The sequence below is a fragment of the Pseudomonas nitroreducens genome, assembly GCF_024170165.1.
Taxonomy (GTDB): Bacteria; Pseudomonadota; Gammaproteobacteria; order Pseudomonadales; family Pseudomonadaceae; genus Pseudomonas; species Pseudomonas nitroreducens_C.
Window position 1 is genome coordinate 1 of sequence record NZ_JALJXP010000020.1, and the last position, 24,037, is coordinate 24,037.

The window sequence follows — 24,037 nt, forward strand, 5'->3', positions numbered from 1 at the left end:
CCGCGAAGGGCCATCCCTGGCCCATCGCGGCTCTCGCGACATCCATGTCGCTCAACCCCTGAAACTCCGCTTCAACGAGGCCTCCTGAACGGGGCAGTCGGAGTACGCGGCTGTTTCTCTGGAAGTCCTCCAGAGCCAAAGCCAAATCTGGAACTGGGGCGGGTGTGCGGCTCTTCGTAGGAGCGAGCTTGCTCGCGAACAGCTCTTGGCTCCTGCACTTTGTTTTGACGTCTTCCAGAAAAATACCCGCCGCGCCGAAGTGCCCCTTTCAAGAGGCCGAAGGTGATCGGGGTTTCAGGGGTCGCCCGAGGGGGCGAAACAGGAAGTCCGCGTGCACGCCGAAGCGGCGCAGAACACCCAATCCCAAAGCATCGCGGACAAAGTCCGCTCCTACGTATACCGAAACGACAGTGCCGGCCTTTAGGAGCGCCCCATGGACGCGATTGCGGTCATGGCCGCTCCTACAGGTCCTGAAAGAAAAACGGGGCTCAGATCAGCCCCGTTTCCTCGTCGTCATTGATCAGCCGGGTCAGCCCGCCCAGGGCTTCACGCGCCTGGGTCCGGTTGAGCAGCTTGGAGCGCGCCGCCGGCGGCAGGTCGGTGATGCGGATCACGCCCTTGGTGATCAGCACCGAGATCAGGTCTTCCAGTACCCGGATCATGTCCAGGTCGCTCTGCTTGAGTTGCAGCAGGCTGCTTTCGGCCGCCCAGGCCTGGATGTCCGGGTGGTCCGCCGGCAGGGTGCCGGTCATTCCGTCGAACTCGGCGTCCTCGACGCGCGAGATTCTCCCCTCGGCGTTGCGCTGGATGTACAGCATCGACCGTCCCCATTTCTCGTGATGTGAAGGAACGACAGCGGTGCCACCCCGAAGGGTAGCCCCGCTGTCGTCGTGTCAGAGCCTGACCGTTTGGAAGCCTGGCGGCAACCGCGGATCAGTGATGCTCAGTCTTGACCACCGGGTCGGAACCCGCCACCAGCTTGTTGACGATCTCGGTGGAAGTCGAGCCGTAGGCGGAGAGATCGACCCCGCTCAGCTTGATGGTGACGTCTGCGGCCCCGCCATTGTTGATCTGCCCGGTGGTGCTCACCTGCAGGGTCGAGGTCGTGGTGTCCACCTTCAGGTAGCTGAGGATGTCGTTGTGCGCGGTCTCCGGTAGCAGGTCGCTGATGTCGATGCGGTCGCCTTCACCGGCCTTGAAGTCGGTGATGGTGTCGTTGCCGAGATCCCCGGCCTTCCAGATGAAGGTGTCGGCACCTGCACCGCCGGTGAGGATGTCGTCGCCCTTGCCGCCAGTGAGCTGGTCGTCGCCGGTGCCGCCGAAGAGGATGTCGTTGCCATTCTCGCCGAACAGGAAGTCGTTGCCGCCCTGGCCGTAGAGGATGTCATTGCCATCGCCGCCATACAGGTGGTCGTTGCCGCCACGGGTATCGCCCTCGACGTTGAACAGTGCGTGGTTGGCCTTGATGTAGTCGTACATCTCGTCGCTGGTGGCGGCGTGGCCGTTCTTCAGCTCGAGGAAGGCCGACAGTGCGCTGACACCCGAGCCCGCCGGCATGTCGGCCGGTTTGGCCGGGTTGCCGTTGACGCCCCAGGGCAGGTTATCGGTGTTGATGGTGTCACCGAAGATGATGTCGTCACCCGCGCCGCCGGTGATGGTGTCATGGCCCGAGGGCGCCAGTTCGGTGGAGGTGGAGCCGCCATGCAGCGCGGCGGTGAGGTCGCTGGCCTGCTTGACGATGTCCACCTGGCCGACCGGGGCATAGGTGTTGACGATCTGCTTGAGGTTGTCGAGGGTGATGCTCGCGGTGCCGGAAGTGGTGTTGTCGGTCAGTACGAAGTCGATGCGATAGGTACCTTCGCCCACGGTCTTGTCGGTGGTGTAGGTGGTGTTGCTCGACGTGGAAGTCAGCGTGTGCGTTTCTACCTGCGTCCAGGCGCCGTCGACGTACTGCTTCAGCGTCCAGGTGAAGGTGTCGCCGCTGCGCATGCTCTCGGTGAAGTCGAAGCTGAAGCTCGAGGTGGTGTTCTTGGCGACGGTCAGGTCCGAGGTGATAGCCGTGCTCGAACCGGCCGCACTGGTGTCGGTCATGTTCAGCTTGTTGCCCGAGATGCCGACCGAGCCGGTAGAGCTCTTGCTCAGGGTCCAGCCCGGCAGCGCGCTGTTGTTGTCGAAGGTGAACAGCGTGTTGGTCGCGGTGCTGTAGACCGTGCCGATGCCGGTGACATTGGTATTGTCGAAGTACTTGAGCGTGCTCTCGTTGACACTGGTGCCGATGCCGATGGCGCGGACCTCGCTGAGCGCCGACAGGCTGGCGAAGGCCTGGGTGGTGTTCTGCATCAGCGAGCCGTTGCCGCTGGACTCGGTCGGGTCACCGTCGGTGAGGAACAGGGTGATGTTCTCGTAGCCGTTCTTCTGGGTGTTGAACCAGCTGACTGCCTGGCCGAAGGCTTCCTGGTAGTCGGTGCCGCCGACGGCTTGCAGGCCCTGGTTCTGGGACTGGCCGATGGCGTTGACCAACTGGTTGATGTTGGCGTCGGACAGGTGGGCGATGTCGACTTTCAGGCTGGCGGTGCTCTGGAAGCCGATCAGGGAGATGTTGATGATCCCGTCATGGCCCTTGAGCTCGTTGGCCAGGCTGATCAGCGCATCCTTCACCAGCTTCATCCGCGAGTTGGCGTAGGCCGCGCCGGACTGGCCGGCGAGGTTGTAGGCCATGCTGCCGGAGGTGTCGACCACCAGGGCGATGTTGTAATTGGTGCCGCCCTGGGTGAGCGTCTTGATGCCGCCGACGTCGCCGAGGATCACGTCATCGCCCGAGCCGCCGGTGAGGGTGTTGTCGCCGTTGGGGTTGGTGGACGGGATCTGCACCTGACCGACGTGGATGTCGAAGCCGTAGGTCGGCGAAGTGTCGACGCCGCCGTTGGCCACGCCACCGCTGTCCTGCACGGCGAAGCTGAAGTGCGCGTTGGAACCCGAAGCGTCCGGTACGAAGGTCAGCTTGCCGGCGGCAATGTCACTGGCGCTGACGGCCTTGCCGGCACTGATGGCCTGGCCGTTGAGCAGCAGGGTGCCGGAGTCCGGCAGGGCCTTGATCAGGATGTTCTGCAGGCTGTGGTTCTGGCCGTTGGCGGAGTCCGCGGTGTCGCTGAAGGCGAAGTCCTTGGTGCCGAAGGTGTAGGTCTTGCCGGCGTAGATGCTGGCCGAAGCGTCCGCCGACAGCGGCGCATCGTTTACCGGGGTGACGTTGAAGGTCAGGGTGCTGGACGAGCTGGAGAAGCCGTCGTGGCTGTCCTGCACCGAGAACTTCAGGGTCGCGTAGGCATTGCCCGCGGCGTTCGCCACCGGGGTGTAGACCAGGCTGGCGAGCAGGCTGACGGCGATCACCTGGCCGGCGGTCACCGACTGGCCATTGAGGGTCAGGCTGCCGGCAGTGGGCAGGTTGTCGATGCGGATCGCCTTGAGCGTGTCGCCGGCGTCCTTGTCGCTGAAGCCGAAGTCGCTGGCGCTGAAGCTGCGCTTGCCGTCTTCGTTCAGGGTCACGCTGCTGGCGGTGGCGGTGGGCAGGTCGTTGCTGCCGGTCACGGTGATGGTCACGGTGGCCGGTGCGCTGACGGCGCCCTGGGCGTCCTTGGCGGTGTAGGTGAAGGTCACCTGGCGCGATTCACCGACGTTGAGCGAGTCGAAGTCGGTGCCCGGGTTGAACACGTAGCTGCCGTTGGCGTTGAAGGTGAGGGTGCCGTTGCCGGCGCCGACGTTCTGTACCAGGGCATAGCCGTTGGGGTTGACCGCGCTGTCGATGTCGGTAGCCGCCGGGACCTGGCCGTTGAGCGTGCTGTTCTCGCCGGTGGTCTGCAGGTCGTTCTTGGCTTCCGGCGCATCGTTCACCGCGTTGACGCCCACGGTGACGGTGGCGGTGCTGGTGCCGCCGTGGCCGTCGCTGATGGTGTAGGTGAAGCTGCCGCTGCCGTTGAAGTCCTTGGCCGGGGTGAAGACGACGTTGCCGCCCTCGAGCTTCACGCTGCCGTTCACCGCGTTCTGCACGCTGACGATGGTCAGGCTGTCGCCGTCCACGTCGCTGTCATTGCCCAGCAGGGTCTGCGGAGCGATGGTCAGCGCGGTGTCCTCGTTGGTCACCAGCTCGCCCACGGTGTGGGTCAGCGCGGTGCCGCCGACGGTGGCGTAGGTGCCGTTCTGCGGACGCATTTCCACCTGCAGCTGGGCCTGGCCACCCTGATCCCAGTAGACGATCTCGATGCTGTGGCTACCGCTCTGGGCGATGGTGAACACCGCCGATTCACGGCCTGTCGGGCTCTGGATGTTGTCGTACTTGAAGACTTCCACGCCATCGATCTTGATGCTGAAGCCATCGTCGGCGTTGACCCGCAGCTGGTAGTTGCCGGCGTTGAGGTTGATCGCGCCGGTCAGCTGGATGATCGCATCGGAGGTGTTCGCCGGGTCGGTGTTCAGCGAGCCGGCGTCGTTGCCGAGGAACTTCTGCAGGTTGCCGTCGCCGCCCAGGTCGCCGCCGCTGAGGTTGTAGTTCAGCGTGGTGGAGGTGAAGGTGGCGCTCGGGTTGTGCCCGGCCATGAAGCTGGTCACCTGGCTCAGGCTGATCAGGTTGGTGCCATCGGGGCCTTCGTTGTAGCCCCAGTAGTTGCCCTTCAGGCCGCTGACGGTGAAGTTGTCGTTCACCGCCACCGGGGCGTCGTTCACCGGCGTCACGTTGAAGGTGATCTTGTTCGGCGTGGTGTCGTAGGTGTTGCTGCTGTCCTTCACCGAGAAGGTGAAGTTGGCGTAGTTGTTGCCGTTGGCGTTGGCGGCCGGGGTGAATACCAGCTTGCCGAGGTCGGCGGCGTCGATCACCTGGCCTGCGCTCACGGCGTTGCCATTGAACTTCAGCGTGCCATTGGTGGGCAGGCTGTCGATGCGCACGCCACTCAGGGTGTCGCCGGCGTCCACGTCGCTGAAGCCGAAGTCGGCGGCAGTGAAGCTGCGGCTGCTGTCTTCGTTCAGGGTGATGGTGTTGTCGGTGCCATTGGGGGCGTCGTTGCTGCCATTGACGGTGATGGTAATGGTCTTCGGATCGCTGAGCGCGCCGGCATCGTCCTTCGCCTGGTAGGTGAAGGTGACGGTTTCGCTCTGGCCGGTGGCCAGGTGGTCGAAGGCCGTGCCCGGGTTGAAGGTGTAGCTGCCGTTGGCGTTGAAGACGAGGCTGCCCTTGCCCTGGGCGACATCGGTGGTCAGCTGGTAGCCGACCACGGTGCCGTCGATGTCGGTGGCGGTTGGGACCTGGCCGTTGAGAACGGTGTTCTCTCCGGTGGACGCGGTGCCGTCGACGGCAACCGGGCGGTCATTGGTGCCGGTGACGTCGATGGTGATGGTTTTCGGATCGCTCAGTGCGCCGTTGTTGTCCTTCGCCTGGTAGGTGAAGGTCACGGTTTCGTGAGCGCCGGCGGCCAGATGATCGAAGGCCGTGCCCGGGTTGAAGGTGTAGCTGCCGTTTGCGTTGAAGGTCAGGGTGCCTTTGCCAGCGGCGACGTTGGTGGCGAGCTGGTAGCTGGCGATGGTGCCGTCGACGTCGGTGGCGACCGGGACCTGGCCCTGGAGCACGGCGTTCTCGCCGGTGCTCTGGGTATCGGCGTAGGCAACCGGCGCATCGTTGGTGCCGTTGATGGTGACGGTCACGTTGCTGCTGGTGCCGTCGGCGGCTTTCACGACGAAGGTCTCGGTGAGGTGTTCGCCAGCCTTCAGTTCGTTGAAGGCGGAGTTGGCCACATAGGTCCAGGTGCCGTCGGTGGCGATGCTGAACTTGCCGTTGGTGCCGACGGTGTTGGTCTGCGCCTGGAAGACCGCCGGGCTGTCGACGTCGTTGACGATCAGCTTGCCGCCGATGGTCACCGGGGCGTTGGTTTCGTCCGCACTGCCGCTGGTCTGGCCGGTGATCACGGCGGCGTCGTTGGTGCCGGTGACGGTGATGGTGACGGCCTTCGGGTCACTCAGTGCGCCGTTGTTGTCCTTCGCCTGGTAGGTGAAGGTGACGTCCTGGGTCTGGCCCGCCGCCAGGTAGTCGAAGGCGGTGCCCGGGTTGAAGGTGTAGCTGCCATCGCTGTTGAAGGTCAGCGAGCCCTTGCCGCCGCCGATACCGGTGGCCAGCTGGTAGCTGGCGATGGTGCCGTCGACGTCGGTGGCGACCGGAACCTGGCCCTGGAACACGGTGTTCTCGCCGGTGCTCTGGGTATCGGCATAGGCAACCGGCGCATCGTTGGTGCCGTTGATGGTGACGGTCACGTTGCTGCTGGTGCCGTCGGCCGCTTTCACGATGAAGGTCTCGACGAGGTGTTCGCCGGACTTCAGTTCGTTGAAGGCGGAATTGGCCACGTAGGTCCAGGTGCCGTCGGTGGCGATGCTGAACTTGCCGTTGGTGCCAACGGTGTTGGTCTGCGCCTGGAAGCTGGCCGGACCGTCGATGTCGGTGACGTTCAGCTTGCCGCCGATGGTGACCGGGGCGTTGGTTTCGTCGGCGCTGCCGCTGGTCTGGCCGGTGATCACGGCGGCGTCGTTGGTGCCGGTGACGGTGATGGTGACGGTCTGCGGATCGCTCAGCGCGCCATTGTTGTCCTTCGCCTGGTAGGTGAAGGTCACGGCTTCGCTCTGGCCGGCGGCCAGGTGGTCGAAGGCAGCGCCCGGATTGAAGCTGTAGCTGCCGTCGGTGTTGAAGGTCAGGGTGCCTTTGCCGGCGGCCACGCTGGTGGTCAGCTGGTAGCTGGCGACAGTGCCGTCAACGTCGGTGGCAGTCGGAACCTGGCCGTTGAGAACAGTGTTCTCTTCGGTGGTCTTGCTGTCGGCGTAGGCGACCGGCGCGTCGTTGGTGCCGATGAGGGTCACGGTGACGCTGGTGCTGGTGCCGTCGGCAGCCAGGACGGTGAAGGACTCGCTCTGGTGCTCGCCGTCCTTCAGCTCGTTGTAGGCCTCGTTGGTGACGTAGCTCCAGGTGCCGTCAGCGGCGACGCTGAACTTGCCGAAGGTGCCGGCGGTGTTGGTCTGCACCTGGAAGCTGGCCGGGCCGTCGACGTCGCTGATGTCCAGCTTGCCGTCGATGGTGACCGGGGCGTTGGTTTCATCGGCGCTGCCGCTGGTCTGGCCGGTGATCACCGCTGCGTCGTTGGAGCCGTTGACGGTGATGGTGATGGTCTGCGGATCGCTCAGCGCGCCATTGTTGTCCTTCGCCTGATAGGTGAAGGTCACGGCTTCGCTCTGGCCGGCGGCCAGGTGGTCGAAGGCGGCACCCGGATTGAAGCTGTAGCTGCCGTCGGTGTTGAAGGTCAGGGTGCCTTTGCCGGCGGCCACGTTGGTGGTCAGCTGGTAGCTGGCGACGGTGCCGTCGATATCGGTGGCGACCGGGACTTGCCCGTTGAACACGGCGTTTTCGTCGGTATTGACGGTGTCGGCAAACGCCACCGGCTTGTCGTTGGTGCCGACGATGTTCACGGTGACGGTGGTGCTGGTGCCGTCGAAGGCCTTCACGGTGAAGGTGTCGGTCAGGGTCTGGCCGTCCTTCAGCTCGTTGTAGGCTTCTTTGGCGGTGTAGACCCAGGCGCCGTCGCTGCCGAGGTTGAAGGTGCCGTACTGGCCGGTGCTGCTCTGTGCCTGGAAGCTTTCCGGGCTGTCGACGTCACTGATGCTCAGCTGGCCATTGGTGGTGACCGGGGCGTCGGTCTCGTACACGTTGGCCGTGGACAAGCCGCCGATGACGGCTGCGTCGTTGCTGCCGGTGACGGTGATGGTGATGGTCTGCGGATCGCTCAGCGCGCCATTGTTGTCCTTCGCCTGGTAGGTGAAGGTCACGGCTTCGCTCTGGCCGGCGGCCAGGTGATCGAAGGCAGCGCCCGGATTGAAGCTGTAGCTGCCGTCGCTGTTGAAGGTCAGGGTGCCTTTGCCAGCCGCCACGTTGGTGGTGAGCTGGTAGCTGGCGACGGTGCCGTCAACGTCGGTGGCAGTCGGAACCTGGCCGTTGAGAACGGTGTTCTCTTCGGTGGTCTTGCTGTCGGCGTAGGCGACCGGCGCGTCGTTGGTGCCGATGAGGGTCACGGTGACGCTGGTGCTGGTGCCGTCGGCAGCCAGGACGGTGAAGGACTCGGTCTGATGCTCGCCGTCCTTCAGTTCGTTGAAGGCCTCGTTGGTGACGTAGCTCCAGGTGCCGTCAGCGGCGACGCTGAACTTGCCGAAGTTGCCGGCGGTGTCGGTCTGGACCTGGAAGCTGGCCGGGCCGTCGACGTCGGTGACGTTCAGCTTGCCGTCGATGGTGACCGGGGCGTTGGTTTCGTCGGCGCTGCCGCTGGTCTGGCCGGTGATCACCGCTGCGTCGTTGGAACCGTTGACGGTGATGGTGATGGTCTGCGGGTCACTCAGCGCACCGTTGTTGTCCTTCGCCTGGTAGGTGAAGGTCACGGCTTCGCTCTGGCCGGCGGCCAGGTGATCGAAGGCAGCACCCGGATTGAAGCTGTAGCTGCCGTCGGTGTTGAAGGTCAGGGTGCCTTTGCCGGCGGCCACGTTGGTGGTCAGCTGGTAGCTGGCGACGGTGCCGTCAACGTCGGTGGCAGTCGGGACCTGGCCGTTGAGAACGGTGTTCTCTTCGGTGGTCTGGCTGTCGGCGTAGGCGACCGGGGCGTCGTTGGTGCCGTTGACCGTGATGGTGATGGTCCGCGGATCGCTCAGCGCGCCGTTGTTGTCCTTGGCCTGGTAGGTGAAGGACACAGTTTCGCTCTGGCCGGCAGCCAGGTGATCGAAGGCGCTACCCGGGTTGAAGCTGTAGCTGCCGTTGGCGTTGAAGGTCAGGGTGCCCTTGCCGGCGGCGAGGTTGCTGGCGAGCTGGTAGCTGGCGATGGTGCCGTCGACATCGGTGGCGGTCGGGACCTGGCCGTTGAAGACCGTGTTCTCCCCGGTGGTTGCGGTGCCATCGAAGGCCACCGGCGCGTCGTTGGTACCGACGATGTTCACGGTCACGGTGGCGCTGGTGCCGTCGGCGGCCTTCACGGTGAAGGTGTCGGTGTAGGTCTGGCCAACCTTCAGTTCGTTGTAGGCGCTGCTGGCGACGTAGGTCCAGTTGCCGTCGGTGCCGAGGTTGAAGGTGCCGTACTTGCCGGCCACGTTGCTCTGCGCCTGGAAGGTTTCCGGGCCGTCGACGTCGCTGACGTTGAGCTTGCCACCGGTGCTGACCGGCGCGTCGGTCTCGTTGACGCTGCTGGACTTCACGCCGCTGATGACGGCGGCGTCATTGCTGCCGGTGACGGTGATGGTGATGGTCTTCGGATCGCTCAGCGCGCCGTTGTTGTCCTTCGCCTGGTAAGTGAAGGTGACGACCTGGCTCTCACCGGCGGCCAGGTGGTCGAAGTCGCTACCCGGTTCGAAGTGGTAGGTGCCGCTGGAGTTGAAGTTCAGCGAGCCATTGCCCTGGCCGACGTCGGTGACCAGCTGGTAGCTGGATACCCTGCCGTCCGGATCGGTAGCGGCCGGGACCTTGCCGTTGACGCGGCCGTTCTCGTCGATGGTGACACTGTCATCGTACGCGGTGGGCGCATCGTTGGTGCCGAGGATGTTCACGGTGACGCTGGAGCTGGTGCCGTCGGCGGCCTTCACGGTGAAGGTGTCGGTCAGGATCTGGCCCGGCTTCAGCTCGTTGTAGGCGTCCCTGGCGACGTAGGTCCAGGCGCCGTCGGTGCCCAGGTTGAAGGTGCCGTACTTGCCGGCGACGTTGGTCTGCGCCTGGAAGGTGTCCGGGCCGTCGACGTCACTGACGTCCAGCTTGCCGGTGGTGGTGATCGGCGCGTCGGTCTCGTAGACGTTGACGATCTTCGCCCCGCTGATGATCGCGGCATCGTTGCTGCCGTTCACGGTCAGGGTCAGGACGTTCTCGTCGGTGGCGCCCTTGTCGTCGGTGACGATGAACTTGATCTGCAGCTCGAGGGTTTCACCGGCGCCGAGCTTCTGGTAGTCGGCGTGGTTGCCGTTGAAGCTCCAGGTGCCGTTGGCGTTCAGGGTGAAGCCGCTGGGCGCCGCGTCCTTCAGGCTGAAGTACAGCGCGTGGCCATCGTCGACGTCGGTGGCGGTGAGCGTGCCGCCGCTGATCTTGTCTTCATTCACCGAAGCGCTGGCGGCCTTGGCCTGCGGCGCATCGTTGGTGCCGATGACGGTGATGGTCAGGGTGCTGCTGCTCTTCGCACCGTACTGGTCGGTGACGCTGTAGTTGACGGTGAAGACCTGGGTCGCGCCCACGGCCAGGTGCTGGTACGCCGCGTTGCTGGCGTCGAAGCTCCACTTGCCGCTGCTGTCGCTGCTGAAGCCCGCCGGCAGGTTGCCGGTGGTGGCGAAGGTGAGCGCGGCGTTGTCGTCGACATCGCTGCCGGCGAGCTGGCCACCGATCTTGCTGTCTTCGTAGACGGTTTCCTTCATCACCCCGGCGACCGGTGCGTCGTTGGTGCCGGTGATGGTGAGCGTCAGGGTGCTGGTGCCGGTGGCGCCGTGTTCGTCGGTGACGGTGTAGTTGATCGCCAGCGTCTGCGTCTCGCCTTGGGCGAGGTGGTCGTAGGCCGGGTCCTTGGCGTCGAACAGCCAGCTGCCGTCGGACTTCAGGGTGAAGCCGGCGGTGTTCTGCGCGGTGCTGAAGGTCAGCTGGGCGTCGTGGTCGACGTCGGTGGCCTGCAGCTTGCCGGTGATCTCGCTGACCGGCTTGAGCTGGTTGGTCAGGGTGGTGTTGTTGGCGCCGCTGGTGGTCAGGGTCCAGTTGCTGCCAATGTGGGTGACCTGGCCGACCACGTTGCCGACACTCGCCTGCGAAGGCAGGTTGCTCAGCACCAGGGTCGAGTCGACGGATTTGTCGACGGCATCGGAAACGCCCAGGACGATGGTGTAGGTGCCCGGCTTGTCGAACACCTGCTGGAAGGTCTGCAGCCCCGAGCTGCCGCCGTCGCCGACCAGAGCCACGCTGGAAAGCAGCTGCACCTTCTGGCCGTTGACCTGCACGTAGGCGAAATCGTTGAAGGCCGATTCGTCGTTGGTGCTGAACTTCCAGTTGAAGCTGACCGCCTCGCCCGGCTGGGTGGTGGTGATGGTCAGGGTGACGGACGAGCCGTCGGTGGCGCCGGCCACGACGCCGGGGTCCTTGATGCCGCCTTCGACCGCGCTGGCGGTGGCCGGGTAGGCGACCGGCGCGTCGTTGGTGCCGACGATGTTCACGGTGACGCTGGAGGCGGTGCCATCGGCGGCTTTCACGGCGAAGGTGTCGACCAGGGTCTCACCGACCTTCAGCTCGTTGTAGGCGGACTTGGCGGTGTAGGTCCACTGGCCGTCGGCGCCCAGGTTGAAGGTGCCGTACTTGCCGGCGACGTTGCTCTGCGCCTGGAAGGTTTCCGGGCTGTCCACATCGCTGATGGCCAGCTGGCCGCTGGTGCTGACCGGTGCGTTGGTCTCGTAGACGCTGACCGAGGTCTGGCCGCTGATGACCGCGGCGTCGTTGCTGCCGGTGACGGTGATGGTGATGGTCTGCGGGTCGCTCAGCGCGCCGTTGTCGTCCTTCGCCTGGTAGGTGAAGGTGACGTCCTGGCTTTCGCCGGCGGCCAGATGGTCGAAGTCGGTGCCCGGTTCGAAGGTGTAGCTGCCGTCGGCGTTGAAGGTCAGGCTGCCATGGCCCTGGCCGACGCCGGTGGCCAGTTCGTAGCCGACGACGCTGCCGTCGACATCGGTCGCCAGCGGAACCTGGCTGGTGAAGGCTGCATTCTCGCCGGTGGTCTTGCTGTCGCCGAATGCCACCGGCGCGTCGTTGGTGCCGATGATGTTCACGGTGACCGTGGCGCTGGTGCCATCGCTCGCCTTGACGGTGAAGCTGTCGGTCAGCTTCTCGTCCTGCTTGAGCTCGTTGTAGGCATCCTTGGCGGTGTAGGTCCAGGTGCCGTCGCTGCCCAGGCTGAAGGTGCCGTACTTGCCGGCGACGTTGTTCTGCGCCTGGAAGCTGGCCGGACCGTCGACATCGCTGACGGTCAGCAGGCCGCCGGTGGTGACCGGCGCATTGGTCTCGTTGACATCAACGCTGGCCACGCCGCCGATTACCGCCGGGTCGTTGCTGCCGGTGACGGTGACGGTGATGGTCAGGGTCTGGGTGTCAGTGGCACCGTGTTCGTCGGTGACGATGTACTTGACCTGGATGTTCTTGGTCTCGCCTTCGGCGAGGGACTGGTAGGCCGGGTTCTTGCCGTCGAAGGTCCAGCTGCCGTCGGTCTTCAGGGTGAAGCCGGCCGGCGGGTTGCCGGAAACGCTGAAGCTCAGCTTGGCGCCGTCGTCCACGTCGGTGGCCGTCAGCTTGCCCTGGCTGACCTGGTCTTCGTTGGCGGCAACAGGGGGCGCCGCGTTGGCGATGGGCGCATCGTTGGTGCCGGTGACGGTGATCACCAGCACGCTCTGGGTGCTGGCGCCGTGTTCGTCGGTGACGGTGTAACCCACGCTGATGAGCTGGGTCGCACCCGCTTTCAGGTGCTGGTAGGCGGCATCGCTCGCATCGAAGCTCCACTTGCCGTCGCTGCCCAGGATCAGGCCCGCCGGAGCGGCCTTGTTCAGGCTGTAGGTGAGCTGCGCGCCGTTGTCCACGTCGATGGCTTTCAGCTCGCCGCTGATCTGCGCATCTTCCTTCACGCCATTGAGCAGCGAGGGCAGGGCGATCGGCGTGTCGTTGGTGCCGGTGACGGTCAGCGTCAGGGTGTTGGAGCTGGTGGCGCCGTGTTCGTCGGTGACGGTGTAGTCGATCGACAGCACCTTGGTTTCGCCGACGGCGAGGCTCTGGTAGGCCGAGTCGAGGCCGCTGAAGGCCCAGGTGCCGTCCTTGAACAGGGTGAAGCCGGCCGGCGCCTTGTCATTCAGGCTGAAGCTGAGCTTGGCGCCGTCGTCGACGTCGCTGGCGGTCAGTTTGCCGAAGCTGAGCTTGTCTTCAGTGGCCTTGGCGGCTGCTGCATTGGCCACCGGCGCATCGTTGGTGCCGGTGATGGTGATGGTCAGGCTGCTGGAGCTGGTGGCGCCGTGCTCGTCGGTGACGGTGAACGGGATGCTGACGGTCTGCGTGGCGCCGGCTTTCAGGTGCTGGTACTCGCTGGCGCTGGCATCGAAGGTCCACTTGCCGTCGGCGTCGACGCTGAAGCCGGCCGGAGCGGTCTTGTCCAGGGCGTAGCTGAGCTGGGCGCCGTTGTCGGCATCGGTGGCGGCGAGCTGGCCGCTGATCTGCGCGTCTTCCTTCACCGCGCCGGTGGTGGCACTGGCGACCGGCGCGTCATTGCTGCCGGTAACGGTGATGGTGATGGTCTGCGGGTCGCTCAGGGCGCCGTTGTCGTCCTTCGCCTGGTAGGTGAAGGTGATGTCGCGGGATTCGCCTTCGGCCAGGCCGTCGAAATCCTTGCCGGGGTTGAAGCTGTAGCTGCCGTCGGCATTGAAGGTCAGGGTGCCGTTGTTGGCGCCCACGCCGCTGGCCAGCTGGTAGCCGGCGATGCTGCCGTCCACGTCGGAGGCTGTCGGAACCTGGCCGTTGAAGACGGTGTTCTCTTCGGTGGTGACGCCGTCGGCATAGGCCACCGGCGCGTCGTTGGTGCCGGTGACGGTGATGGTGACGGTCTGCGGATCGCTCAGCGCGCCGTTGTTGTCCTTCGCCTGGTAGGTGAAGGTCACGGTCTCCTGGGCGCCGGCGGCCAGGTGGTCGAACGCGGTGCCCGGGTTGAAGCTGTAGCTGCCGTTGGCGTTGAAGGTCAGCGAGCCCTTGCCCTGGGCGACGTCGGTGGTCAGCTGGTAGCTGACGACGGTGCCGTCCACGTCGGTGGCGACCGGAACCTGGCCGTTGAGAACGGCGTTCTCCTCGGTGGTGGCGGTGTCGGCGGAGGCGACCGGCGCATCGTTGGTGCCGATGAGGGTCACGGTGACGGTGGTGCTGGTGCCATCGGCGGCCAGGACCTTGAATGATTCGGTCTGGTGCTCGCCGTCCTTCAGCGCGTTGAAGGCCTCGTTGGTGACGTAGGTCCAGCTGCCGTCTGCGGCGACGCTGAACTTGCCATAGTCGCCAGCGGTGCCGGTCTGGACCTGGAAGCTGGCCGGGCCGTCAACGTCGCTGATGTCCAGCTTGCCATCGATGGTGACCGGGGCATTGGTTTCATCGGCGCTGCCGCTGGTCTGGCCGGTGATCACCGCTGCGTCGTTGGTGCCGGTGACGGTGATGGTGATGGTCTGCGGGTCGCTCAGCGCGCCGTTGTTGTCCTTCGCCTGGTAGGTGAAGGTCACGTCGCGGGTTTCGCCCTGGGCCAGGCTGTCGAAATCCTTGCCGGGATTGAAGCTGTAGCTGCCGTCCGGATTGAAGCTCAGGCTGCCGTTGCCCTGGCCGACGTCGGTGGTCAGCTGGTAGCCGGCGACGCTGCCGTCCACGTCGGAGGCGGCCGGCACCTGGCCGTTGAGAACGGTGTTCTCTTCCGTGGTGGCTGCGCCCGGCAGGGCGACCGGCGCGTCGTTGGTGCCGGTGACGGTGATGGTGATGGTCTGCGGGTCGCTCAGCGCGCCGTTGTTGTCCTTCGCCTGGTAGGTGAAGGTCACGTCGCGGGTCTCGCCCTGGGCCAGGCTGTCGAAGTCCTTGCCGGGGTTGAAGCTGTAGCTGCCGTCCGGGTTGAAGGTCAGGTTGCCATTGCCGTTGCCGACACCGGTGGTCAGCTGGTAGCCGGCGACGTTGCCGTCCACGTCGGAGGCGGCCGGCACCTGGCCGTTGAGCACGGTGTTTTCTTCGGTGGTGGCTGCACCCGGCAGGGCGACCGGCGCGTCGTTGGTGCCGGTCAGGGTCACGGTGAGGGTGGCGGTGCTGGTCGCGCCATGCTCATCGGTGACGGTGTAGGGCACCTGCACGACCTGGGTCTCGCCCTCGGCCAGGTGCTGGTAGGCCGGGTCCTTGGCATCGAAGGTCCAGCTGCCGTCCGGCTTCAGGGTGAAGCCCGCCGGCGGATTGCCGTTGGTGGTGAAGGTGAGGCTGCTGCCGGTGTCGCGGTCGGTGGCCAGCAGTTGGCCGCCAATCACGCTGTCCTCGTTGCCGCTGGCCTGGCCATCCTGGGCGACCGGGGTGTCGTTGGCGCCCTGGACGTTGATGGTGATGACGCGGGTAGCGGTGGCACCGGACGGATCGGTGACGGTGACGGTGAAGCTCTCGCTCGGGTTCTGGCCCAGTGGCAGGGCGTTCACCGCATTGGCGTCGACCACGTAGGTGTAGCTGCCGTCGGCGTTGACGGTCAGCTCGCCATAGGCGCCCTTGGCGCTGCCGCTCCAGGTCAGGTTGGTGTCGTCGACGTCGGTGGCGCTCAATTGGCCTTTGATGTCGGCGAAGCTGTCGTTGGCGGCAGTGTCAGTGATGGTACTGGTATAGGTACCAGTGGCCACTGGGGCGTCGTTCACCGGGGTGATACCGACGTTCACCACCAGGGTGCTGGACGCGCCACGGCTGTCGGTGACGATCACGGTGAAGCTGTCGGCGCCGTTGTAGTCGCCGTTGGGGTTGTATTGCCAGGTGCCGTTGGGGTTGAGCACCAGCAGGCCGTTGGCCGGCGCCTGGCCGACGCTGTAGGAGATCAGGTCGCCATTCGGATCGCGGGCGGAGAAGGCGCCGGTGAGCAGGGTGTCTTCGGCGGTGGTGAGGTTCAGCACGCCGTTGCCGCCGTCTTCGAATTGCGGCGCGAGGTTGGCCGGCAGTTCGTTCTGGCGCTCGTCACCGGCAGCGCCGCCGTTGTCCAGGCCGGAAGTGCTGTAGCCGATGTTCGGGTCGACGCGGCCGGCGGTGGCATCCAGCACCACGAAGCTGTGGCCGCCGCCAACGCCGGCATTGCCGCCAGCGGCCGAAGGCGCGGCAGTCGGGCCCGCTGCGGTGGGCGCCAGTGCCTGGGTCGGGTCGAGGCCGGCGGCGATGGCTTTCTGCAGGTCTTCGGTGCTCGGTGCGTTGACCGGCTGCGCGGCGGCGTGATGCGCCTCGGCCTGCGGCAGGTCGGCGCTGCTCCACTGGCTGTCGCGGCCCAGGTCGACCAGCTTGCCCTTGCCGACGTCGAGCGTCACCGCGCCGGAAGCGCCGGTGAGCAGCTGCTCGCCCTGGTAGATGCGGTCACCTTCGACCAGGACGCGCTGGGCGCCTTCGGGGGATACCGCAATCACTTGGCCGATGATGCTTTTTACGACGGCGACGACGCTGCTCATGCACTTCTCCTGGTGAGGCTTGCCTGGTTGCCGACCGGCCGCAGGTGAGGTCGGCTCAGGAGGCATTCCTTTGTCTTTAAGAGCAAAAAATTTGGCGTCAATCATTTGGCTTATAGCGTATCGAAATTACGTATATGCCAATGTATTGACCATTCGATTGCCATCCTAAACAATTGGCAAATCGATGTCACTTTGATATCGGTGCGCCGCCTAAAAAAATTTAGCGTGAAATTCATCACGCTTTTTGATGCTTTCCTTGCAGCTATTCGCCGGTCTTTTGACGCTACTTCGCGGCAATCGAATCGCTGCGGCTATCTCACTGATAAGGATGTTTTCCTCATGCGCATGCGATTCGCTCAAGCCGTGCCCTTCGCCCTGGCTTTCGTCATTCCCGTTGCCCTGCCGGTGCAGGCCGACACCCTCAACCAGGCCATGCAGAAGGCCCTGGAGTACCACCCGGAAATCCAGGCCGGGGTGAACTCGCGTCTCGCTGCGGACAAGCAACTGCGCGCTGCGAAGGGTGGTTACCTGCCGTCCGTCGACCTGACCGCCGGTTACGGCCGTGAGGGTTCGGATAACACCACCACCCGTGGCCAGGGCGACCACTGGGACACCCTGAACCGTGGCGAATCCAACCTCGCGCTGCGCCAGATGGTGTTCGACGGCTTCGCCACCTCCAGCGAAGTCGGCCGCCAGCAGGCCAACGTCAACTCCCGCGCCTACGCGCTGCTGGGTACCTCCGAGCGCACCGCGCTGGACGTCGCTCAGGTCTACACCGACGTGCTGCGTCGCCAGGAAATGGTTCGCCTGGCCGAGGACAACCTGAAGAATCACCAGCGTGTCTACGACCAGATCAGCCTGCGCAGCTCCCGCGGCGTCGGCCGTCTCGCCGACCAGGACCAGGCCGAAGCCCGCCTGGCCCAGGCGCAGAACAACCTGATGACCGAGAAGACCAACCTGGCCGACGCCCGCACCAACTACTACAGCGTGGTGGGCAGCGACCCGGTGGAGCTGAGCGAGCCGACCGGTCTTGTCGGCCAGCTGCCGGAAGACCTGCAGGCCGCCCGTCGCCAACTGGTGGAGAACAGCCCGATCCTGCGCTCCGCGGAATCCGACGTGGCCGCCGCCGAGAAGCAGTACGACGCGGCGAAATCGACCTTCTATCCGAGATTCGATGCAGAACTTTCCCGAGGTGCCGATAACAACCTCGACGGAGAAGAAGGCCACAACAACGAATGGCAGGCCATGCTGCGCATGCGCTACAACCTGTTTGCCGGTGGCAGCAACAAGGCCGAGCTGGAAGCCAAGTCGTATGAGGCGAACCAGGCCCTGGATATCCGTAACAATGCCCTGCGCCAGTTGAACGAGGAACTCGGATTGTCCTGGAACGCCCTGAACAACGCCCGCGACCAGCTGCCGATCGCCCGCCAGTACGTGGACTACAGCACCCGTGTGCGCGAGGCCTACCAGAAGCAGTTCACCATCGGCGAGCGCACCCTGCTCGACCTGCTGGACAGCGAGAACGAACTGTTCAACGCTTCGCGCCGTCTGGTCGACCTGAAGTACACCGAACTGTTCACCCAGTACCGCATCAAGGCCACCCTGGGCGAGCTGCTCAAGAGCCAGGGCGTGGTCGCGCCGATGGCCGCGGTGGCTTCCGAAGACATCAAGCCGAAAGTCCAGCTGCCCGGCCTCAACTAACCAGCCCGAGAGAGCATCCGCGTGGATCAAGAAGTCAGCGAAGTACCCCTAAGCCACGATCCGCGCGGTCTGCTGGATGACCCGCTGCTGGACAGCCTGCTGACGCTCTGTCAGCTGCACCAGAAACCGGCCAGTCGCGCCATGCTCACCAGCGGCCTGCCGCTGCCCGGCCAGCGCCTGTCCGCCGAGCTGCTGCCCCGTGCGGCGGCTCGTGCCGGCCTGCAGGGGCGACTGCTGCAGCGCAAGCTGGAGCAGATTCCCGCACTGGCGATGCCCGCCATGCTGCTGCTGCGCGAAGGGCGCTGCGCGGTGCTGCTGGGCTGGGAGAACAACGGCGATGCGCGCCTGCTGCTGTCCGAGAGCGACGGCGGCGAAGTGCGCGTCACCCGCGAGCTGCTCAGCGAGGACTACGCCGGCCAGGCCTTCTTCGCTCAGCCGCAGCACAGGTTCGACCTGCAGCACGGCGAGCTGATCCCGCGCGCCAAGAGCTGGTTCCGCGATACCCTCAAGCGCTCGCGCTGGCTCTACGTCGACGCCGTGGCCGCGAGCCTGCTGATCAACCTGATCGCCCTGGCTGCGCCGCTGTTCGTGATGAACGTCTACGACCGTGTGGTGCCCAACCAGGCCGCCGCCACCCTCTGGGTGCTGGCCATCGGCATCAGCGGCGCCTACCTGTTCGACCTGCTGCTCAAGACCATGCGCGGCCTGTGCCTGGACCTGGCCGGCAAGAAGACCGACCTGATCATCTCGGCGACGCTGTTCGAGCGCATCGTCGGCATGAGCATGAAGTACCGCCCGGCGCGGGTCGGCTCGTTCGCCCAGAACATCCACGAATTCCAGACGCTGCGCGACTTCCTCAACTCGCTCACGCTCACCACCCTGATCGACATGCCTTTCACCCTGCTGATCCTGCTGGTGATCGGCATCATCGGCGGGCCGCTGGTGTTCGTTCCGCTGATTGCCTTCCCCCTGGCCGCGGGCCTGGGCTGGCTGCTGCAGAAGCCGCTGGTGGAGACCATGAACCGCACCATGGCGCTGGCTGCCGAGCGCCAGTCGAGCCTGATCGAGACCCTCGCCAGCCTCGACGCGGTGAAGGTCAACAACGCCGAAAGCGAGCGCCAGTACCTCTGGGAACAGACCATCGGCACCCTCAGCCGCCTGGAGCTGCGGGTCAAGCTGCTGTCGACCCTGGCGATGAACATCACTGTGCTGATCCAGGCGCTGGCCGGGGTCATCATGATCATCGGCGGCGTCTACCTGATCATCGCCGGCGACCTGTCCATGGGCGGCCTGATCGCCTGCTACATGCTCAACGGCCGCGCCCTCGGTCCGCTGACCCAGCTCTCCGGGCTGATCCAGCGCTACCAGCAGGCGCGCCTGTCCATGGCCACCACCAACCAGATGATGGAGCTGCCACAGGAGCGCAACGCCGACGAACGCCCGCTGACCCGCTCGCAACTGCGCGGCGGCATCGAAATGCGCGGCCTCGACTTCGCCTACCCGAACCAGCAGGTGGCGGCGCTGCACGGCATCAACCTGCAGATCCGCGCCGGCGAGAAGATCGGCATCATCGGCCGCAGCGGCTCGGGCAAGAGCTCCCTGGCCAAGCTGATCGTCGGCCTGCACCAGCCCGAGAACGGCAACCTGCTGGTGGACGGCGCCGACGTGCGCCAACTGGACATCAGCGAGCTGCGCCACAACATCGGCTACGTGCCGCAGGACATCAGCCTGTTCAGCGGCACCCTGCGCGACAACCTGGTCAGCGGCGCGCGCTACATCGATGACGAGCGTGTGCTGGAAGTCGCCGAACTGACCGGTGTGAACGAGTTCGTCCGCCTGCACCCGCAGGGCTACGAACTGCAGGTCGGCGAGCGCGGCCACAACCTTTCCGGCGGCCAGCGGCAGAACGTCGCCCTGGCCCGCGCACTGCTGCTCGACCCGCCGATCCTGCTGCTGGACGAGCCCACCAGCGCCATGGACAACGCCGGCGAAGAGCGTCTGAAACAGCGCCTGCAAGCGATCATGGGCGAGAAGACACTGCTGCTGGTCACCCACCGCGCCTCCATGCTCAGCCTGGTGGATCGCCTGGTGATCATCGACAAGGGCCGCATCATCGCCGACGGTCCGAAGGACGTGGTCATGGATGCACTGAAGAAGGGGCAGATCAGTGTCGCTTAATCCTCTGGGCAGTATCCGCCACTCTGTCCGTGGCTATTTCAAGGGCGGCGACAACCTCTCCGGGCAACCGCTTCCGGAGGTCAGCAAGGCGCTGATCGAGGACGCGCCGCGGGTGGTACGCCTGACCATCTGGATTCTCATCGGCTTCGTGGCCTTCCTGCTGCTCTGGGCGCACTTCGCGCAGATCGACGAAGTCACCCGCGGCGAAGGCAAGGCGATTCCCTCGTCCAAGGTGCAGAAGATCCAGAACCTGGAAGGCGGCATCGTCTCGCAGATCTTCGTCCACGAAGGGCAGGTCGTGCAGGCTGGCGAACAGCTGATGCGCCTGGATCCGACGCGCTTCCAGTCCAACGTCGGCGAGACCGAGGCCGACCGCCTGGCGATGTTCCTGCGTGTGGAGCGCCTGTCCGCCGAGGTGGAAGAGCGAGCGCTGAACATCCCCGAGGACGTGCGCGCCAAGGCGCCGGGCCAGGCCAGCAGCGAAGAAGCGCTGTTTCACAGTCGCCAGCAGCAGCTCAAGGACGAAACCGACGGCCTGCAGCAGCAACTGGTGCAGAAGCAGCAGGAACTGCGCGAGTTCGTCTCCAAGCAGGCGCAGTACCGCAACAGCCTGAACCTGCTGCGCCAGGAAATATCCATGTCCGAGCCGCTGGTGGCCCAGGGCGCGATGTCCCAGGTGGAGCTGCTGCGTCTCAAGCGCGGTGAGGTCGAGAACCGTGGTCAGCTCGACGCCACGACACTGGCGATCCCGCGCGCCGAAGCGGCCGTGAAGGAAGTGGAGCGCAAGGTCGCCGAGACCCAGTCGCGCTTCCGCAGCGACGCGCTGAAGGAACTCAACGAGGCCCGCACCGAACTGAGCAAGGCCACGGCTACCGGCAAGGCGCTGGAAGACCGCGTCAGCCGCACCCTGGTCACCTCGCCGGTGCGCGGCATCGTCAAGCAGCTGCTGGTGAACACCATCGGCGGCGTGATCCAGCCGGGCAGCGACCTGATCGAAATCGTCCCGCTGGACGACACCCTGCTGGTGGAGGCGCGTATCCGTCCGCAGGACATCGCCTTCCTGCGTCCCGGCCAGCACGCCATGGTCAAGTTCACTGCCTATGACTACACCATCTACGGCGGCCTGCAGGCGGACCTGGAGCAGATCGGCGCCGACACCGTCACCGACGACGACGGCAACAGCTTCTACCTGATCAAGCTGCGCACTCGCAAAAGCCACCTGGGCACGGACGACAAGCCGCTGCTGATCATCCCCGGCATGATCGCCACCGTGGACATCATGACCGGTAAGAAGAGCATCCTCAGCTACCTGCTCAAGCCGATCCTGCGGGCCAAGGCGGAGGCATTGCGCGAGCGCTGACCGCCGCGCGGAGCCACACGAAAACGGGCCACCCCATGGGGTGGCCCGTTTCGTTTTTACGCTCCACCGGGGTCCGGCACCGGTCCCCCTGCAGGAGCGGGCCATGCCCGCGATCGCGTCCATGGGACGCTCCTGCAGATCGGCGCCAGCGTCGCGGTCAGTAAGCCACGGTAAACCGCTGCTGGTGATGGTTGGCCTGCTCGGCCTCGTCGATCATCGCCACCGCCAGGTCCGGCAGGGAGATGCGGCTCTCGCCGTTGCCATCGAACAGCACCTGGTCGCTACCGAGGCGGAAGCTGCCGGTGCGGGTCTCGCCGTCGAGCAGCATCGCCGGGCTGAGGAAGGCCCAGTCCAGCGTCTTCTCGGCGCGCAGCTGGTCCAGTGCATCGGCGGCGCCAAGCGCGCCTTGCTTCCACTGTTCGGGGAACTCCGGGCTGTCCACCAGGCGCTGGCCGGGGGCGATCTCCAGGCTGCCGGCGCCGCCGAGGACCAGCAGACGCTGCACGCCGGAAGCCTTCACGCCGTCGAGGATGGCGCGGCTGCCGCTGGCGTGGGCCTCGCGAATATCCGGATTGCCCCAGCCTGCATTGAACGCGCTGACCACGGCGTCCTGGCCAGCCACGGCACGGGCGACCTGGGCGGGGTCGCAGACGTCGGCCTGGACCACCTCGAGGTGATCGCGTGCCGGCAGCTTCGCCGGGTCGCGTACCAGTGCGGTGACCTGGTGGCCGCGGCGCAGGGCCTCTTCGAGGAAATAGTGGCCGACGTGGCCGGTGGCGCCGATCAGGGCAATGTTCATGGAATCACCTTTTCGTGGGAGGGAGTGCCGCGCCCGGGAAGCATGGCCGGCAGGTGATTCATCTTCGGTGTTGCACGGCTTCGGATAAACGCCTGCTGCCGCCATGCACTCGTAAGCCTGGCTTCACAATTCCTCGTGCTGATCGCTCATCAGGCTGAGCCCGCGGGCGACGGCCAGGGCGATGAACAGCGCTCCCATGATGGCCTCCGCGCCGGCCAGCAGGCGCGCCAGCGGCAGTACCGGGGCGATGTCGCCATAGCCGATGGTGGTGAGGGTGATCATGCTGAAGTAGATGAAGCTGTCCAGGTGCAACGGACCGGCGCCGGCGAAGCTGTGCGGCCGCAACTGTTCGATGAGGTTGAAGGTGAAGGCGAACACCAGCACGAAGTTCAGGTACAGCGAGCACAGGCCATAGAGCAGCTCCCCGGTTACCGGACGCTCCTGGGTCACGCGGCGGAACAGCGCCACCACCAGAAGCAGGTAGAAGCTCATCTGCGGAATGCCCTGGTGCAGCAGGGGAGACCGTTCCCAGTGCTCTGGAATGAACAGCATGCACAGACTGACGATGCCCGTCAGGCTGGTGAACAGGAACAGACGGCTGTGGCTGCGCAGGGTGTTGAGCGCAGCCAGCACCATCAGCATCAGGCTGCCCAGCTTCAGCAGCAAGGGCGGCGCGGGAAAGGCCAGCACGCCCAGCAGGAGGATGATGCTGCCCAGCAGCAGGCGGAAGCGGTAGTGCAGCAAAAAGCGTTTCACGGATGGCGGCATCTGCGACCGGAGGTGCTGCCAGTCTGGTCGATTGCGTTGTCCGCCAGCCATATCCGGCCTTCAGTTATCGAAGAGTTTCTGCACCACCGAGAAGTCCTGCTCACCATGACCCTGTTTCACCAGCAGCCGGTACATCGCCAGCGCCAGGCTGCCCATGGGCGTGCTGTTGCCGCTGACCTGCGCGGTCTCCTGCGCCAGGCCCAGGTCCTTGGTCATCAGCGCGGCCATGAAGCCGCCGGTATAGCCGCGCGAGGCGGGGGCATTCTCCATCACGCCGGGCCAGGGGTTGTACACCTCCAGCGCCCAGTTGCCACCGGAGCTGCGCCGCATGATTTCCGACAGCACGGCCGGGTCCAGGCCATTGGCGGCACCCAGGGCGAGGGACTCGGCGGTGCCGATCATCAGCACGGCGAGCAGCTGGTTGTTGCACACCTTGGCCACTTGCCCGGCGCCGTCGCCGCCGGCGTGGAAGATATTGCGGCCCATGGCCGAGAACACCGGGCGCGCGCGTTCGAGCACCTCGGCGTCACCGCCGACCATGAAGGTCAGGGTGCCGGCGATGGCGCCGCCGGTGCCGCCGGATACAGGAGCGTCGAGCATGGGAATCCTGCGCTCGGCGGCGGCCTGGTGGACTTTGCGCGCGGAGGCTGGGGCGATGGTCGAGCACTCCAGGACCAGGGTCCCGGGGGCGATGTGTTCGAGCAGGCCTTCGTTGCCGAGGTAGAGCCCCTCGACGTGCTGGCTGGCCGGCAGCATGGTGACCACCACGTCGGCGCCATCCACCGCGTCGTGGGCGCTGCGCGCGGCACTGGCGCCCTGGGCGATCAGGCCGTCGATGGCGCTCTGCACCAGGTCGAACACGCGCAGCAGGTAGCCGGCCTTGATCAGGTTGGCGGCCATGGGGGCGCCCATGTGGCCGAGGCCGATGAAGGCGATGGTTTGCATGCTGGTTTCCTCCTGTTCAAAGACGACAGGCACTCCAGCGC

The 24,037-nt window shown here is 65.5% G+C and carries 8 protein-coding genes; 3 read left to right on the forward strand and 5 right to left on the reverse strand.

Translation table 11 applies throughout. The annotated features are described in order from the left end of the window. Nucleotides 1-488: 488 nt before the first annotated feature. Nucleotides 489-818, reverse strand: a complete 330-nt coding sequence (locus tag J2T47_RS28130) for a tryptophan synthase subunit beta (protein ID WP_081517608.1) — start codon at nt 816-818, stop codon at nt 489-491. A gap of 115 nt (nt 819-933) precedes the next feature. Next, a complete protein-coding gene (locus J2T47_RS28145) occupies nt 934-16,245 on the reverse strand; it encodes a retention module-containing protein (protein ID WP_301295716.1) in 15,312 nt (5,103 codons plus the stop codon). A 339-nt stretch (nt 16,246-16,584) separates the two neighbouring features. Here J2T47_RS28145 and J2T47_RS28150 point away from each other — a divergent pair, with 339 nt between their 5' ends. The 3 genes from J2T47_RS28150 to J2T47_RS28160 are packed head-to-tail and all read left to right on the forward strand — an operon-like array spanning nt 16,585 to nt 21,484. Continuing rightward, nucleotides 16,585-17,946, forward strand: coding sequence for a TolC family outer membrane protein (locus tag J2T47_RS28150; protein WP_045209747.1), 1,362 nt, complete (start codon nt 16,585-16,587; stop codon nt 17,944-17,946). 21 nt (nt 17,947-17,967) lie between these two features. After that, the gene (locus tag J2T47_RS28155) at nt 17,968-20,124 is read left to right on the forward strand and encodes a type I secretion system permease/ATPase (protein WP_253453924.1); all 2,157 of its coding nucleotides are present in this window, start codon (nt 17,968-17,970) and stop codon (nt 20,122-20,124) included. After that, the gene (locus tag J2T47_RS28160; RefSeq protein ID WP_253453926.1) at nt 20,114-21,484 is read left to right on the forward strand and encodes an HlyD family type I secretion periplasmic adaptor subunit; all 1,371 of its coding nucleotides are present in this window, start codon (nt 20,114-20,116) and stop codon (nt 21,482-21,484) included. Before J2T47_RS28155 ends, J2T47_RS28160 begins: the two co-directional genes overlap by 11 nt. 157 nt (nt 21,485-21,641) lie before the next feature. Here the strand turns inward: J2T47_RS28160 and J2T47_RS28165 are convergent, their stop codons facing one another. From J2T47_RS28165 to mmsB, 3 genes are all read right to left on the reverse strand, one after another. Beyond that, a complete protein-coding gene (locus J2T47_RS28165; RefSeq protein WP_253453928.1) occupies nt 21,642-22,283 on the reverse strand; it encodes an NAD(P)-dependent oxidoreductase in 642 nt (213 codons plus the stop codon). Nucleotides 22,284-22,406: 123 nt separating this feature from the next. Continuing rightward, entirely contained in the window at nt 22,407-23,039 is a 633-nt protein-coding gene (locus J2T47_RS29365) for a potassium channel family protein (RefSeq protein WP_253453931.1), read from the reverse strand. A 72-nt stretch (nt 23,040-23,111) separates the two neighbouring features. Continuing rightward, a complete protein-coding gene (gene mmsB, locus J2T47_RS28175; RefSeq protein WP_253453933.1) occupies nt 23,112-23,996 on the reverse strand; it encodes a 3-hydroxyisobutyrate dehydrogenase in 885 nt (294 codons plus the stop codon). Nucleotides 23,997-24,037 lie beyond the last annotated feature (41 nt).

Excerpts from the sequence above, each read along its gene's own strand:
- J2T47_RS28130 (WP_081517608.1), bottom strand. The coding sequence starts at position 818 with ATGCTGTACATCCAGCGCAACGCCGAGGGGAGAATCTCGCGCGTCGAG.
- J2T47_RS28150 (WP_045209747.1), top strand. The coding sequence starts at position 16,585 with ATGCGCATGCGATTCGCTCAAGCCGTGCCCTTCGCCCTGGCTTTCGTC.
- J2T47_RS28145 (WP_301295716.1), bottom strand. The coding sequence starts at position 16,245 with ATGAGCAGCGTCGTCGCCGTCGTAAAAAGCATCATCGGCCAAGTGATT.
- J2T47_RS28165 (WP_253453928.1), bottom strand. The coding sequence starts at position 22,283 with ATGAACATTGCCCTGATCGGCGCCACCGGCCACGTCGGCCACTATTTC.
- mmsB (WP_253453933.1), bottom strand. The coding sequence starts at position 23,996 with ATGCAAACCATCGCCTTCATCGGCCTCGGCCACATGGGCGCCCCCATG.